This window comes from Duganella qianjiadongensis (assembly GCF_009857915.1).
Taxonomy (GTDB): Bacteria; Pseudomonadota; Gammaproteobacteria; order Burkholderiales; family Burkholderiaceae_D; genus Rugamonas; species Rugamonas qianjiadongensis.
This window is the reverse complement of the sequence record NZ_WWCM01000007.1, coordinates 110,648-124,245: the sequence shown is the minus strand read 5'-3', so window position 1 is coordinate 124,245 and position 13,598 is coordinate 110,648. Positions and strand designations below refer to the sequence as shown.

16 protein-coding genes are annotated in these 13,598 nt (G+C 62.7%); 6 read left to right on the top strand and 10 right to left on the bottom strand.

Annotated elements, in window-relative coordinates; all coding sequences use genetic code 11:
- Positions 1-26 precede the first annotated feature (26 nt).
- From bufB to GTP27_RS11930, 10 genes are all read right to left on the bottom strand, one after another.
- Positions 27-1,673 (bottom strand): MNIO family bufferin maturase, encoded by a 1,647-nt coding sequence (gene bufB, locus GTP27_RS11975; RefSeq protein ID WP_161039410.1) that lies wholly within the window; start codon positions 1,671-1,673, stop codon positions 27-29.
- A 21-nt stretch (positions 1,674-1,694) separates the two neighbouring features.
- Complete coding sequence (locus GTP27_RS11970; protein ID WP_161039409.1) at positions 1,695-1,955, bottom strand: BufA1 family periplasmic bufferin-type metallophore; 261 nt, start codon at positions 1,953-1,955, stop codon at positions 1,695-1,697.
- A 220-nt stretch (positions 1,956-2,175) separates the two neighbouring features.
- On the bottom strand, positions 2,176-2,376 hold the full coding sequence (locus GTP27_RS11965; protein ID WP_161039408.1) for a YjfB family protein: 201 nt from the start codon (positions 2,374-2,376) through the stop codon (positions 2,176-2,178).
- A gap of 73 nt (positions 2,377-2,449) precedes the next feature.
- Positions 2,450-2,986, bottom strand: a complete 537-nt coding sequence (mobB, locus tag GTP27_RS11960; protein WP_161039407.1) for a molybdopterin-guanine dinucleotide biosynthesis protein B — start codon at positions 2,984-2,986, stop codon at positions 2,450-2,452.
- A 68-nt stretch (positions 2,987-3,054) separates the two neighbouring features.
- A complete protein-coding gene (locus GTP27_RS11955) occupies positions 3,055-3,243 on the bottom strand; it encodes a hypothetical protein (RefSeq protein ID WP_161039406.1) in 189 nt (62 codons plus the stop codon).
- Positions 3,244-3,310: 67 nt separating this feature from the next.
- On the bottom strand, positions 3,311-4,045 hold the full coding sequence (locus tag GTP27_RS11950) for a general secretion pathway protein GspB (RefSeq protein WP_161039405.1): 735 nt from the start codon (positions 4,043-4,045) through the stop codon (positions 3,311-3,313).
- On the bottom strand, positions 4,046-5,713 hold the full coding sequence (locus tag GTP27_RS11945; RefSeq protein WP_161039404.1) for an ExeA family protein: 1,668 nt from the start codon (positions 5,711-5,713) through the stop codon (positions 4,046-4,048).
- A 30-nt stretch (positions 5,714-5,743) separates the two neighbouring features.
- The gene (locus GTP27_RS11940; protein ID WP_371865916.1) at positions 5,744-6,280 is read right to left on the bottom strand and encodes a hypothetical protein; all 537 of its coding nucleotides are present in this window, start codon (positions 6,278-6,280) and stop codon (positions 5,744-5,746) included.
- Entirely contained in the window at positions 6,262-6,447 is a 186-nt protein-coding gene (locus GTP27_RS11935; protein ID WP_161039403.1) for a hypothetical protein, read from the bottom strand. The genes GTP27_RS11940 and GTP27_RS11935 overlap by 19 nt, the downstream gene beginning before the upstream one ends.
- A gap of 140 nt (positions 6,448-6,587) precedes the next feature.
- Complete coding sequence (locus GTP27_RS11930) at positions 6,588-6,776, bottom strand: hypothetical protein (RefSeq protein ID WP_161039402.1); 189 nt, start codon at positions 6,774-6,776, stop codon at positions 6,588-6,590.
- Between GTP27_RS11930 and GTP27_RS11925 the strand changes: the two genes are divergently transcribed.
- From GTP27_RS11925 to GTP27_RS11900, 6 genes are all read left to right on the top strand, one after another.
- Positions 6,775-8,133 carry a GIN domain-containing protein gene (locus GTP27_RS11925; RefSeq protein WP_161039401.1) on the top strand — a complete coding sequence of 453 codons (1,359 nt, stop codon included), beginning with the start codon at positions 6,775-6,777 and terminating at the stop codon, positions 8,131-8,133. The two genes, GTP27_RS11930 and GTP27_RS11925, sit on opposite strands and share 2 nt — an antisense overlap.
- A gap of 407 nt (positions 8,134-8,540) precedes the next feature.
- Complete coding sequence (locus GTP27_RS11920) at positions 8,541-9,410, top strand: glucosamine kinase nucleotide-binding domain-containing protein (RefSeq protein ID WP_161039400.1); 870 nt, start codon at positions 8,541-8,543, stop codon at positions 9,408-9,410.
- Between the two features lie 4 nt (positions 9,411-9,414).
- Positions 9,415-10,149 carry a GntR family transcriptional regulator gene (locus GTP27_RS11915; protein ID WP_161039399.1) on the top strand — a complete coding sequence of 245 codons (735 nt, stop codon included), beginning with the start codon at positions 9,415-9,417 and terminating at the stop codon, positions 10,147-10,149.
- The gene (gene nagA, locus GTP27_RS11910; protein WP_161039398.1) at positions 10,146-11,261 is read left to right on the top strand and encodes an N-acetylglucosamine-6-phosphate deacetylase; all 1,116 of its coding nucleotides are present in this window, start codon (positions 10,146-10,148) and stop codon (positions 11,259-11,261) included. The genes GTP27_RS11915 and nagA overlap by 4 nt, the downstream gene beginning before the upstream one ends.
- Before the next feature lie 5 nt (positions 11,262-11,266).
- Positions 11,267-12,280 carry an SIS domain-containing protein gene (locus GTP27_RS11905; protein ID WP_161039533.1) on the top strand — a complete coding sequence of 338 codons (1,014 nt, stop codon included), beginning with the start codon at positions 11,267-11,269 and terminating at the stop codon, positions 12,278-12,280.
- A gap of 39 nt (positions 12,281-12,319) precedes the next feature.
- The gene (locus tag GTP27_RS11900; RefSeq protein ID WP_161039397.1) at positions 12,320-13,597 is read left to right on the top strand and encodes an ABC transporter substrate-binding protein; all 1,278 of its coding nucleotides are present in this window, start codon (positions 12,320-12,322) and stop codon (positions 13,595-13,597) included.
- Position 13,598: the final 1 nt, after the last annotated feature.

The window sequence follows — 13,598 nt, the reverse complement described above, 5'->3', positions numbered from 1 at the left end:
TTCCTCCCAAATTAGCTTGGTCGGAATTAGCGCACTATCCTGACAAAAATTTCGCTCACCAGCCACTGTTGCAAGTTCGCGGCAAAATCGAACTCCGCATCGCAATCGAAGGCCGCATCGAGTGCCGCGCCCAGCGTAGCACCTGCTGCCAGTACGGATAGCGCGGCATGGCTGGCCGGGGTCAGCGTTAACAGGCGGGCCCGCCATTGCGGCCGGCACACCAGTCCGAACTCGCGGCCTGACACCGGCGCATAAGGTTCTACCCCGGCGTCAGGCTGATGGGCACACCAGCTAGCGAGCACCGTCCATGCAGGCGCCAGCAAGGTGCAGGCAGGCGCCAGACGCAGGTGCAGCTCCTCCATCTGCCCGGGCGTCAGGCGCGCCATGTCGGCTGCGCTCAGAGTGCTGGCCGATTCGGCATAGTGGGCGCAGTGCAGCGCCCACTCGAGCTCCGCCATATCGGGCAGATACGGCAGTTCGGCCACCGGAGGAAAGCTGCGCAGGAAGGCAGCAAAGCGGGCGCCGAAACAGTTCAGGTCAGGGTTGTCGGACGGATGCACATGGCCATAGGCGCGGGTCAGTCCTTCGAAGAATTCCTCGCCGACTAGCTGGCGGATCACCGGATAGGCCGAGGCCAGTATCTTGTACCAGCCCACCGTCAGGTTGCCGCGATACAGCGCCAGCCGGTGTTCGTTCTGTTCGCCTTTGAACAGGTCCAGTGCGGCCGGACTGCGGGCAGGATCGAACAGCGCTGCAGTGAACGTCTGCTGGCTAGCGGCCAGCGCGGCAACATCCTGCGCTGCACCAGCGGTGATGGCAGACGGCACCAGCAGCTGCGGCGCTACGTGCTGTGCCTGCATGACTTCGGCCTGCGCCGCATCGGCCAACAGCACTTCCAGCGGCGGCACATCGGTATCCCATTCGATCAGCGTAGGAACGGCGCCAAAGCGCTGCAAGGCGAGCTGATACAGCTGCCAGACTTCGGCGCTGATGGGCGCGCCGTGATGATCGATCACGGCCTGCGGCGTCACCAGATGGCCGGCCAGATGGATTTCCCCTACCGTGCCAGGGGCGATTGCCGCCATCGCGGCGCGGGCATCCTCGCCGTGATTGCACTGGTTGACGTACAGATTATTGACATCGAGTAGCAGTGCGCAGCCGGTACGGGCCACTAGCGCGGCCAGAAACTCTGCCTCGCTCATGGCGTCATGGCGGTAGCGCAAATAGGTCGAAACATTTTCCAGCAAAATCTGCCGCTTGAGCACATCCTGCACTTGCTGTACCCGGGCGCTGAGCAGATCGAGCGCAGTGTGGTCCAGCGTGATGGGTAGCAGATCGTTCAGCTGGCGGTCCGCCACGGCGCTCCAGCACAGGTGCTCGGACACTAGCGCAGGCTGCACGCGCTCGACCAGCGCCCGCACGCGCTGCAGATGCTGCGGCGAAAAACCGCGCGCCGAACCCAGCCCCAGACCGACGCCATGCAGACTGATGGGGTAATCATGGCGCAACTGTTCCAGCACATGGCTGTCCCAGCCGCCCTGATCCAGATAATTCTCCGTGTGTACTTCCAGCCAGCCCACTCGGGGCCGCTGTTCCAGAAACTGCCGGTAGTGAGGCGTTCTCAGCCCGACGCCCACACCGGCGACGGGCGCTGCACTGCTTATCAACGTCATAGCGCTGCGCCCGGAAAACAATTACTTGGAAGGAGGCATGGTTTTGCCGCCAGCTTTTTCGCACGTACCTTTGGCCACGAATTTCCATTCGGCCGGAGCATTGTCCATCTTGGCCTGGCCTGCGCAGGAGTGGGCGCCGGTAGCGCAATCGTTAGCACCTGCCTTGGCAACGCCATAGCATTTTTCCTTGTCGTCGGCAGCGGCTGCTGCGGAAGCCTGCGTCACGGAAGCGGCGCATACGGTGGCCAGTGCGGCGGCGATCAGAGCTTGACGTTTGTTCATGGTGAATCTCCTCGAAAGTAAAAGTGTCGTTATGCTGCACAACCGTGTGCAACTGTACCGTAGTCGCAGCACGAGGGCGTGACCTTACACACTTTTTTCAAATTTTTTTTCGGGAGAGGAAAAACCGCCTTAGCGGCTATGTCGCGCCGAGATGGCGCGCACACGCGCACCGGCACGGCCAGCCTGACAGGCAGGGCCGCAGCGGCAGAGACGACGGCGCTCAGGCCGTGGTATTGATGGTGTTGCCGAGGTGCGAAGGCAGATTCGGTGCCGAAGGTACAGGTGGAATCGCTTCGATCAGCGCACTGGCGCTGGAAGCCTGTATATCCTGAGCTTTTTTCAACACGGCCACGCCTACGGCCTGCTTGGTGCCAGTGTCAGCAATGGTGCTGGCAGTCTGGGCAATGCCTGTAATGTCCATGAAATCCTCCATTAAGGGGTATCACTTCATTTACGGACGTGCCGGATCAAACTTTAGGCCCCAGCGCTGATTTTTATTTCGATTCTTTGCAGTAATTCCGCACCCAGTCCAGCACCGTCTCGCGCTGGTTCAGATCAAGCCAGACCAGATGCCGGGGCAGATCGGCTGGACGGGTTTGATCTGAAGCAACAGCGTAAATATACGGATCATGGGGATACAGAGGCGGCTTGCCCACTTCCGGGCGATACACTTCCAGCTTGGGGACGGGGTCGGACTTGAAACCCTCCAGCAGCGTCAGGTCGGCGGGCGACATGCGTGCCAGTTGCTGCTCCAGCGTAGGCTCGGGCGCGCCGCGCAATTCCTGCACGATGGAAACACGATACGGCGATGCCACCATCACCTCGGCGGCACCGGCCAGACGCAGACGCGCGCTATCCTTGCGCGGCGGCTCCAGTTCGATGTCGTGATGGCTGTGCTTGATCATATTGATGCGCACACCTTCGGCAGCCAGACTGGCGATGAGAAATTCCAGCAAGGTGGTCTTGCCGCTACCGGAAGTGCCGGTCACCACCAGCACGGGAGAGAGCTGGCCACCAACGTGCTTCTGCATATTACGACTCCGCGAAATCAGGTTGCCGCCATTATACGCAGCATGCCCTGTCGCGTTCCGTCAGGAACTTATTCGTCCAGCCGCTTGAACGGTTCGTTGCGGCGCTGGCTGCCACCCAGCAGTAGCACGCTAATACCTATCCACAGCGCCGCATGGGAACTGCCACCTGCAGGCGAGACATCATTATTGGCGGCATGCGCACGTGGCATCGCGAAAGCTGCGGCGATCAGCAGGGGCATCAATTTCAGGTATTTCATCATAAATCCGTGCGAGAAGATCAATGATGTAAAAATATCAGCACCGCGTGACGCCTTGATGACAGGCCTAGTAAGGCACGCGGTAGCGATAGCCCCTGAAGCTGAATACCGCTTCGCGCGGCTGCAGTTTTTCCAGCACCAGCCCGGGCGCCACTTCTTCGCCTTCATGGCGCAGCACCTTGTCGATCAATAGCAGCCGATCGGCCGGATTCGGCGAATAGATGTAGCCGCCCACGCTGATACTCGGTATGGCGCGCTGTATCGGCTCGGGCAATTCGCGCAGATTGAGCACCGGTTCTTCGTTGACGCGGGCGATGGCGGCAGGCTTGCTGGCGTTCCCCGTCGAAGCAGGCGCAGTTGCAGACGAAGTTACCCGATTAGCGGCGGCCTGGTTGGCGCCAGGCGATGCCGGCACTGTGCTGGCAGCATCCGCGCTACGCGGCGCAATACCGGCATTCGCGTCCGGCAGCGGCAAGGGCGCAGGCAGAGGCGCAGGCGAGGCGACCACCTTGGCTGGCGCTTCCTGTCCGGTGCGGGCGGCAGAATCCGTTGCCGGCGTTGCCTGCTGTGCGCTGGCCGCAAGCACGGCTGGTGTGGCGCTGGGCACGGGACGCAGCAGCAATACCAGCAATGCCACGATCACCACTGCCATCAGCAGGGCAGCCAGCACCAGCGGACGGCGCCACCATGGCAGCGCCGCAGCCAGCGACGGCGCCTGCATGCTTGCCCCATGCAGCGTCGGTGCGCTGCCTAGCTGTCTTTCCGCCTGCGCTTTCTTCAGCGCTTCCAGTATGTACGACATCTATTTCCCCTCCGCTGACAGCAAGCGCGGTTCGCGCACCCCACCCTGCTGATACAGGCGGATAAATGTTTTCGGTCCGGCCACGCCGTCTGCCTTCAGATGCTGCTCGTTCTGGAACTCCGTCAGGCGTGCGCGCAGGGCAGCATTCAGCGGCTGTCCCTCTACCGGCTTTTTCAGGCCATAGATCTGCGCCAGCCGTTTGGCCAGCCAGTCCACATCGGGCCCTTTATCGCCTGCCGACACTTCATCGCGCCAGGCACGGGGCGCGCGCCAGTACGTGGTGAATTCGCCACCGTAGCGGGCCTCCAGCGCGGCCAGCTTGATCCGCTGAGGTTTGCCATCGGCACCAGCCAGCGTCGCATACTCATCGTCTAGCGCCGTCAGTAGCAGATAATTCGGCCGGACCGGATCGTCATGCAGCGTCAGCACGGCAGGCCGGTCCAGCTGGCGCAGTTCTTCCAGTCCGCCCCTGGCCGTCAGACAGCGCAGGTTCAGGCGCGCCGACAGGGCGCACGGCTCGCCATCGGGCAGCTTGAGTTCCCACCGCGCCGCCAGTGCACGCACGGCCTCGGACTGGGTAAAGCCGGCTGCTGCGCTGGCAGCTGTTGCGCTGCCAGCTACTGCACTCGCCGCAGGATGGGCAGACGCAAGCGCCGCGCCAGCGGGCGCTGCAAGCTGCACTGCCGCAGCGGCAGATGCCGCTGGCGCCGCGACGACAGGCGCAGGCCCGCCAGCTGCTCCCCTGCCCACGCCCAGCCACACCGCAGCGCTGAGCGCCACGCCGCCAAGCACACCGGCTGCCAGCAAAGGCCAGCGTGCCGGCGCGGCGCCTGCTGCACCGGCCTCGGTGCTGGCAAATACTTCGGCGGCGGCCTTGCGCAAGATGGTGCGCGACACCTGCGGCTGGTTTTCCACATACGCGCCCAGCAGCGCGCGGTCGCACAGCAGATTGATACGGCGCGGCACACCTTTGGTCAGCTTGTGCAGCAGCGGCATCAGCGGACGCGGGAAAGGCGCTGTCGCCACCGCGCCTGCTACCGCCAGCCGGTGCTCGACATAGGCCGCTGTTTCGGCGGCAGTCAGCGAACCGAGGTGGTAACGCGCAATCACGCGCTGCGCCAGCTGCTCCAGTTCCGGCTGCGCCACCATGCTGCGCAGTTCGGGCTGGCCGATCAGAATAATCTGCAGCAGCTTGCGCTCGCTGGTTTCCAGATTGGTCAGCAGACGCAGTTGTTCCAGCACGGCGGCTGACAGATTCTGCGCCTCGTCGATGATCAGCACATTGTTGCGCCCCTGCGCGTGACTAGCCAGCAGATAGGCATTGATGGCGTCCACATAAGTCTTGACGCTCACCGCGCCCGCACTCTGTGCCGGCAGCACGATGCCGAATTCGTCGCAGATCGACAGCAGCAATTCTTCCACCGACAACTTGGGATTGAAGATGTAGGCCAGCTTGCAGTTCTCGGGAATCTGCTCCATGAAGCAGCGGCACACGGTGGTCTTGCCCGCGCCGATTTCGCCGGTGAGCAGCACGAAACCGCCGCCGCAGCCCACGCCATACAGCAGGTGCGCCAGCGCTTCGCGATGGCGTTCGCTCATGAACAGATAGCGCGGATCCGGAGCAATGGAGAACGGTGATTGTTTGAGATGGAAGTAGTTGGTGTACATAGTCGGGGCTACACGGGCGCAGCAGCAGGCTTATTTCGCCCGCGGACGCGCGGGCGGCATTTGCACTGCTGGCGGCTGCACCGGCGGCATGGGCTTGAACTTGGCGCAGTATATCTTGGAGCGCGTATCGAAATACACTATCCGGCTGGCCGGTTTGGATTCGCGCACCGGATAGGCCGACGTGTCGATGCGGGTGTAGTGGTGGCCCACCTGCGCGATGATGGCTTTTTCCAGATCTTCCGGCGGCGCTTCGGCCACCGCACCGACAAAGATATACGGACTGGTATCGTCACTGACCATCACCTCCGGTATGGTAATCCCCCACAGCGTGGCACCGTCAGTCTTGAACCAGAACGCTCCGCCCTCATGCTTGTAGGGCTCTTTGAAGAACTTCACCAGATAATCGTAGAAGTACAGATTATCCGTGTGGTCGCGGCACAGCACACCATTGCCGATAATGGTGCCGAAAGTGGTAGGCACGGCGTGCACCCGGCCAGCCTGCGCGGCCAGCACCGCAGCGGCCAGCAATAAACGCCAGCGCCCGCCCATCAGGTTTTGGACAGCCACAGACGGTTCGCACTGATGCGCGCCTTGGCCGTGGCAGGCAAGGCTTCATAGCAACCGGGATGCTGTTTCAATGCGCCCTCTCGGATTTCCTTGTGCAGACCATTCACGACAAAAACGTACAGCACCGAGCCGTCTTCCTTATTTTTTGTCCCCATATACTTGATCATGTGCGCCCTCCAGAAACGTGCGCAGGTACCCCCGGCATAGCAGTCATCACAGCGGCCGCCAGCCTGTACGTTTTGCTAACGGCACTAGCCTGTTGTTGGCGATTAATTGCTGATTCCTATTATGACAGTTTGAATTCAAATCACATACTGTTTCCATGCGTCAAAATAACCGCTGTTGCAGCGGCCACAGCAGCTTGCGGGAAACCGTTCAGCCGCGCATTTTTGCAGCTGATGCCGCGAATTGGCGCATTCGTCCCAAACAGCCCGCGGGTTAGCGCAAAAACTCTTATCGTTTCACCATCGCCACTACCCATGATAGAGACTGCCATGAAGCCCACCATCACGCCTGCCAAGCTGACTGCCGCCGTTGCTGCGACCCTGCTGCTGGCCGCCCTGCCTGCCCGCGCCGACAACAAGACCGACACCGCCACCGCCACGGAAAACCGCACTGTTGCCGCCTTCAGCAATATCGCCATCGACGGCCCCTTCCACGTGATCGTGAGCAACCAGCCCGGCACCAGCATAGAACTGAGCGGCCAGCGCCGCCAACTGGCCGAGATTGAAACCAGCGTCAGCGGCGACACCCTGACCGTACGCCAGCCGCGCCACAAGATCAAAGGCTGGACCTTCAACTTCAGCTGGAACAAGGAAAGCAAGCCACCCGTTACCGTACGCATCAGCGCTACTACCCTGAAAAGCCTGCGCAACAGCGGCAGCGGCGATATCGAACTGCAGAACGTACAGGGCCAGCAACTGGCGGTCTATGCCGAAGGTTCCGGCGACATCTATGCCAGCGGCAGCGTGCGTGACCTCAGCGTGCAAGCCTCCGGCAGCGGCGACCTGCGCCTGCGCACGCTGAAAGCCGCCAGCCTGAACCTGACCATGAATGGCCCCGGCGACGTCGATGCAGCCGGCATGACGCAGGAAGTGAACCTGACGCTGAACGGCTCGGGGGATCTGCACCTCGACGATCTGCACGCCACCCGTATCAACGCTGCCCTGCATGGCCCCGGTTCCGCCGTACTGCGCGGTAGTAGTGGCGAACTGCGCGCCGAACTGACCGGCTCGGGCGATCTCGATGCATGCACGCTGAGCACGGAAGCGGCCAGCGCCGCCCTGCGCGGCCCCGGCGAAGCCTGCATTGCCGGCAACCTGAAAAAATTCGATGGCGAAGTGCGCGGCTCAGGCGACCTGACCGTGCGCGGCCTGCAGGCGGCCAGCGTGCATGCCGTGCTGACGGGCCCCGGCAACATGATCCTGAGCGGCTCGGTAGGCCAGCTCAACGCCGAACTGAGCGGCTCTGGCGATCTGGAAGGCCAGAGTTTGCAGGTAGGCCGCGCCATTGCGCGTAGCCGCGGTCCGGGCAATATACACCTGAACCGCGTGAATGAAACTCTCGATGCCGAACTCAGCGGCTCCGGCGATCTGAGCGCAACAGCGGCCTGCAAATCCGTCAAGCTGAGCATACAGGGCCCCGGCGATATCAAGCTCGATGGCCGCACCGACCAGCTGACGGCGCAGCTGAACGGCTCCGGCAATCTGAATGCACGCCAGTTATTGGCACAGCAGACCGATGTGCAGGTGCGCGGCCCCGGCAATGCCGTGGTGAATCAGGCCGGCCGCAATGCGGGCGAGCGCACCCAGCTCGTTACTTACGAACGCCGCGGCCAGCGCAGCAGCCAGTAAGCACCACAGCCCTTGCGGGGCAGGCCGCTAGCGCCTGCCCCGCCGCATGTCCCGCCAGCCCGTTAGCGACACCTTCCCCCGCTTTCCTCCTCCAGCTTTACTCCCCCTGCTTTACTCCCCAGCCTTGTTTCGCCTGCAGCAAGGCCTGCGCAGCGCAACTGCCGCCCACTCTGCCGGATACCGACCAGATGCAGACCAAAGTGGCATGCAAATACCACACTCGCCCATACCAGCTGATTTTTTACTATTTCCTTTAATTACAATTACTTATAGAAAATTTGAAGCATACAATTGTCAGTCCACTTCATTATTTTTTAATACCAGTTAAATACCTGTTGACAAGCTGGTTTGCAAGCACCTATAGTGCCCTCAACGCCGGACTTCCACGGCGACTTACACAGATAATCATGATCGAATTCTTACTCGGGGTTGATGGCGGCGGTAGCGGCACCAGAGTACGTCTGGCACGTACTGATGGCATAGAACTGGCAGAAGGTGTAAGCGGCCCGTCCGGCCTCATGCATGGCATCGCCAGCGCATGGAAAGCTGTCGAGGAAGCCGCGGCCATGGCCTACCGCGCAGCCGATCTGGCCATCCCCGAGCGTAGCCGCGTGGCCATCGGCCTCGGTCTGGCCGGCGTGCACAATAGACAGTGGGCGGCCGAATTCGTCGCCGCTAATCCCGGCTACGCCCGCATCGCGCTGGAAAGCGACGGCCACACCACCGTACTGGGAGCACATCGCGGCCAGCCGGGCGCCATCATCGCGCTAGGCACCGGCAGCGTAGGCGAAATCAAACGGCTGGACGGCGTGCATGTCGAAGTCGGCGGCTGGGGTTTCCCTGCAGGCGACGAAGCTTCCGGCGCGTGGATGGGCCTGCGCGCCATCAACCATGTGCAGCAGGTGCTCGACGGTCGCCACCCGGCCGACGCATTCAGCCACGACGTGGCGCAGGCCTGCGGCGGCGAACGCACGGCGATCCAGAACTGGCTGGCACGTGCCAGCCAGACCAATTACGCCCAGCTGGCGCGGCTGGTGCTGCAGCATGGCGAAAGCAATGAAGTAGCGCGCGCCATCCTGCTGGAGGCGGGCCGTCAGGTGGAACTGATGGGCAATGCGCTGGATCGCACGGGCACCCTGCCCATCGCCCTGTGCGGCGGACTGGCCGCGCCACTGCGCCCGTATCTGCCGGTGTCCATGCTGCGCCGTATCGTCAATCCGCAAGGCGATTCCGCTGCCGGTGCGCTGCGCCTGATCCAGCAGCATCTGAAAGGATAAGACCTTGCTGAGCCAACTGCGCGATTTCCGTCCCGATGCCGATAGCGATACGCCGCTGTATGTGCAACTGGCGAACAAGCTAAGCGACGGCATCGCCGCCGGCGACTGGCGCGTCAACGAAGCCCTGCCTTCGGAGCGGGTGCTGTCGGAAATGCTGACCATTTCGCGCGTGACGGCACGCAAAGCCATCGACATGCTGTGCGAACGCGGCATGCTGACGCGCCGGCGCGGTTCCGGCACCTACATCACGCCCAAGCTGGAGCAGCCGCTGTCGCGCCTGACCAGCTTCTCGGAAGAGCTGCGCGAACGGGGTTTCTCGGCCGGCTCGCGCTGGCTGCAGCGCGAGATCGGCATCGCCTCGCCCACCGAAGTGCTGTCGCTGGGCCTGTCGCCGAATATGCCGGTGGCGCGCCTGAAGCGTCTGCGTACCGCTGACGATGTGGTGATGGCGATCGAAACCACCACCATCCCGGCCCAGTACATGTCCAATCCGCACAGCGTGCAGGATTCTTTGTACGGCTATCTGGAAGCCAATGGCACGATACCGATGCGCGCGCTGCAGCATATCCGCGCCGTCAATGCCAATGCCGAACAGGCGCAACTGGCCAACATACCTGCGGGAGCAGCCATGCTGCACATTACCCGCGTCAGTTATCTCGACAACGGCGCAGCGGTGGAACTGACCCACTCGTATTGCCGCAGCGATTATTATGAATTTGTAGCGGAGTCGCGCAGATGAGCGATGCAATCAAGGGCAGCAATAGCATTCAGGGCAATATCCTCACAACGGCAGGCTGGGTGCACGGCGAGATCACGTTCGCCGACCGCATCAGCACTATCCACGGCGATCATGGCGGCCCCGAGCTCAATAGCGACGATTACATCCTGCCCGGCTTTATCGACCTGCACGTGCACGGCGGCGGCGGCAAGGATGTGATGGAAGGCGGCGCAGCCATCCATACCATCGCCGCAGTCCACGCGCGCCATGGCACCACCAGCCTGCTGGCCACCACCATGACGGCACCGCCGGAAGATATCGAACAGGCGCTGCGCGGCATACAGCGCGCCGTGCAGCAGCGCGGCAAAGGCGAAGCACGGGTACTCGGCGTACACCTCGAAGGCCCGTTCATCAACTCCGGCAAGCTCGGTGCGCAGCCGCCCTATGCCCGCTCGGCCAAGCTGGCCGACGTGGAACAGCTGGAAGCGCTGGCACCGCTCAAACTGATTACCGTGGCGCCCGAACTGGAAGGCCATCTGGACCTCGTGCGCGAGCTGGCCGAAGCCGGCATGCGCGTGCAGATCGGCCACACGCTGGGCAGCTACGAAGATGGCGTGGCCGCGCTCAAACATGGCGCCCACGGCTTCACCCATCTGTTCAACGCCATGACGGGGCTGCATCACCGCGAACCGGGCATGGTCGGCGCCGCGCTGGCCCATGCGCACTACGCCGAAGTGATACCCGATTTACTGCACGTGCATCCGGGCGCCATCCGCACCGCGCTGCGCTGCATACCGCAACTGTATTGCGTCACCGATTCAACCTCCGCCACGGGCATGCCCGATGGCGAATATATGCTGGGCCGCCACACCGTCATGAAATGCATGGGCGGGGTCAGGCTGGCCGACGGCACGCTGGCAGGCAGCACACTCACTATGGACCAGGCGCTACGCAACCTGGTCGGACTCGGCCTCGATCTGGCAGATGCCTCGGCACGGGTCTCAACCAACGCGGCCGATTATCTCGGCCTGCAAGAGCGGGGCCGTCTGGCTCCCGGCACCTATGCCGATATGGTGGTGCTCGACCGTGACCTGAACCTCAAAGCCGTCTATATCGAAGGAGAATTGTTGTGACCTCAATGATGTTGAAAGAAGCCCTGTCCGCCGCTGATTGCGTAGCCCTGCAACTGGCCAGCGATGGCGAAGCCTATGCGGAGCTGGGCCGCAAATTGAGGAGCACTTCCTTCTCGACCGCGCTGACGATTGCGCGCGGCAGTTCGGACCATGCCTGCGCCTATGCGGCTTATCTGATCATGGCCCGTCTGGGCCGCGTGGTAGCATCGCTGCCGATGTCGCTGGTCACGCTGAACAAATCGCCCCTGATCACGCGCGACACGCTGGCCATCTCCATTTCGCAATCGGGCCAGAGCCCGGACGTGGTGGAACCGATCAGGTACTTCCGCGACGGCGGCGCCACCACCGTGGCACTGGTCAACGATATCGAATCGCCGCTGGCACATGCCGCCGAATTCGCCATTCCCCTGCGTGCCGGTAAAGAGCAGAGTGTTGCGGCTACCAAGAGCTTCATCACCAGCATGGTGGCAGGCGCCCGTCTGGTCGCCGCATGGCAGAACGATCCGGAGCTGCTGGCCGGTCTGGAAGCGCTGCCCGATTCGCTGCGCGCTGCAACCAAAGAAGACTGGAGCTCGGCCATCGAGGTGCTGGCACCGGCCCGCAACATCATGGTGGTGGGCCGTGGCATCAGCTTCCCGGTGGCACTGGAAGCTTCGCTGAAATTCAAGGAAACCTCGGCCCTGCAGGCAGAAGCCTTCAGCGGTGCGGAAATCAAGCACGGCCCGATGGCCCTGATCGAAGACGGCTACCCGCTGGTGATCTTCGCCACCCGTGGTCCGACCCAGGCCGGCCTGCTGCAGCTGGCAACGGAAATGCGTGGCCGTGGTGCGCGCGTGCTGCTGGCCGCTCCGGCGGATGTGGCCGAACGTGATCTGACGCTGCCAGTAGCGGCAACGCCGGACCTCGATCCTATCGTGGCGATTCAGGCCTTCTACGTGATGGCAGCACAGCTGTCGGCAGCGCGTGGCATGGACCCGGATGCACCGCGCCACCTGAGCAAAGTCACCAAGACCAACTAAGTCCTTTAACGACTTTTCTATCTGGCTGCGACACCATCCATGACTATGCGGAGACTGCGGAGACTGCCGGCACTGCTGGCCGCATGGGTGGTGTGCGCTGCCGCGCTGGCGGGCCCGCAGCCAGTAAAGAAAATCGAGTTCTGGACCTTCAGCATGAAGCCCAAGTTCACGCCCTACTTCGAACAGTTGGTGCAGCGCTACGAGCGCGACAACCCTGACGTGAAAGTGGAGTGGGTGGACTTCCCTTGGGATATCATCCAGACCAAACTGGTGACCCGCATCGTCGCGGGCACGCCGCCGGCACTGGTGAATCTGAATGTACCATGGGCCGACGAGTTTGCCCGCGATGGCCTGCTGCTGCCGGTCGACGGCCTGCTGGGCGATGCGCGCCCCCGCTACCTGCCCGGCACCCTGAAAGACCTCACGTTTGGCGGCAAGACCTACGGCTTCCCCATGTATAGCAACGTGGCGGTGATCACCTACAACAGCGAAATTTTCAGACAGGCCGGCATCACCCGCGCCCCGCGCGACCTCGATGAACAGCTGCTGTTTGCACGCCAGATCGCTGCCCGTACCGGCAAGGCGGGACTATGCCCTGCCCTGTCCAAGATCGACGGCCTGATGATGCAGCAGGGTCTGCCCCTGCTGCGCGACGGTAAGGCCGTGTTCAATTCGCCCGCCCACGTGGCCCTGATCAGCAAACTTGCCGAGACTTACCGCGCCGGCGGCTTGCTCAAGGATGCCCTGTTCGCGGAAGATAACTTCCCCGCCGCTATCGACGCTTACAAAGGCGGCCGGCTCGGCATGCTGCTGGCGCCGCCCACCGCCGTGCGCCGCATCGAAACCGATGCCAGAGATATTTACGCCATCACCGATGTGGCACCGGCGCCGCTAGGCCCCACCGGCATTGCCGATGGCGGCTGGCTGGTGCATTTCGCCGTACCGAAAAACGTCAGCCCTGCGCTACTGCCCGCCGTGGGCAAATTCGCCCGCTACCTGACCAACGACGCCAACCAGCTGGCCTTTGCCAGACAGGCCAGCGTGTATCCGGCCATGGCGCAGGCAGCCAACGATGCCTTCTTTACCACCGTGCCAGCCGGTGCCGGTGCGGCGGAAAAAGCTGTCGCTGCCGGTGCTGTCTCCATGCCCCACTCGCACACCATGTACGTGGCCGGCATCGACGACTACGACGAACTGCGCCGCTATCTGGTAAAAGCCGTGGAAGCGGGCGTCACGGGCAAGCAGGATATCCGCCAGGCGCTGGATCAGGCCGTGGCGCAGTGGAACCGCAAACTCTCCAGCCAGCGGAGCCACTGAG

What these genes read in the sequence shown, in the direction of transcription:
- GTP27_RS11965 (WP_161039408.1), bottom strand. Translation starts at nt 2,376, where the DNA reads ATGGACATTACAGGCATTGCCCAGACTGCCAGCACCATTGCTGACACT.
- GTP27_RS11930 (WP_161039402.1), bottom strand. Translation starts at nt 6,776, where the DNA reads ATGGCAGTCTCTATCATGGGTAGTGGCGATGGTGAAACGATAAGAGTT.
- GTP27_RS11970 (WP_161039409.1), bottom strand. Translation starts at nt 1,955, where the DNA reads ATGAACAAACGTCAAGCTCTGATCGCCGCCGCACTGGCCACCGTATGC.
- GTP27_RS11905 (WP_161039533.1), top strand. Translation starts at nt 11,267, where the DNA reads ATGATGTTGAAAGAAGCCCTGTCCGCCGCTGATTGCGTAGCCCTGCAA.
- GTP27_RS11920 (WP_161039400.1), top strand. Translation starts at nt 8,541, where the DNA reads ATGATCGAATTCTTACTCGGGGTTGATGGCGGCGGTAGCGGCACCAGA.
- nagA (WP_161039398.1), top strand. Translation starts at nt 10,146, where the DNA reads ATGAGCGATGCAATCAAGGGCAGCAATAGCATTCAGGGCAATATCCTC.
- GTP27_RS11935 (WP_161039403.1), bottom strand. Translation starts at nt 6,447, where the DNA reads ATGATCAAGTATATGGGGACAAAAAATAAGGAAGACGGCTCGGTGCTG.
- GTP27_RS11945 (WP_161039404.1), bottom strand. Translation starts at nt 5,713, where the DNA reads ATGTACACCAACTACTTCCATCTCAAACAATCACCGTTCTCCATTGCT.
- GTP27_RS11955 (WP_161039406.1), bottom strand. Translation starts at nt 3,243, where the DNA reads ATGAAATACCTGAAATTGATGCCCCTGCTGATCGCCGCAGCTTTCGCG.
- mobB (WP_161039407.1), bottom strand. Translation starts at nt 2,986, where the DNA reads ATGCAGAAGCACGTTGGTGGCCAGCTCTCTCCCGTGCTGGTGGTGACC.
- GTP27_RS11925 (WP_161039401.1), top strand. Translation starts at nt 6,775, where the DNA reads ATGAAGCCCACCATCACGCCTGCCAAGCTGACTGCCGCCGTTGCTGCG.
- GTP27_RS11900 (WP_161039397.1), top strand. Translation starts at nt 12,320, where the DNA reads ATGACTATGCGGAGACTGCGGAGACTGCCGGCACTGCTGGCCGCATGG.
- GTP27_RS11950 (WP_161039405.1), bottom strand. Translation starts at nt 4,045, where the DNA reads ATGTCGTACATACTGGAAGCGCTGAAGAAAGCGCAGGCGGAAAGACAG.
- bufB (WP_161039410.1), bottom strand. Translation starts at nt 1,673, where the DNA reads ATGACGTTGATAAGCAGTGCAGCGCCCGTCGCCGGTGTGGGCGTCGGG.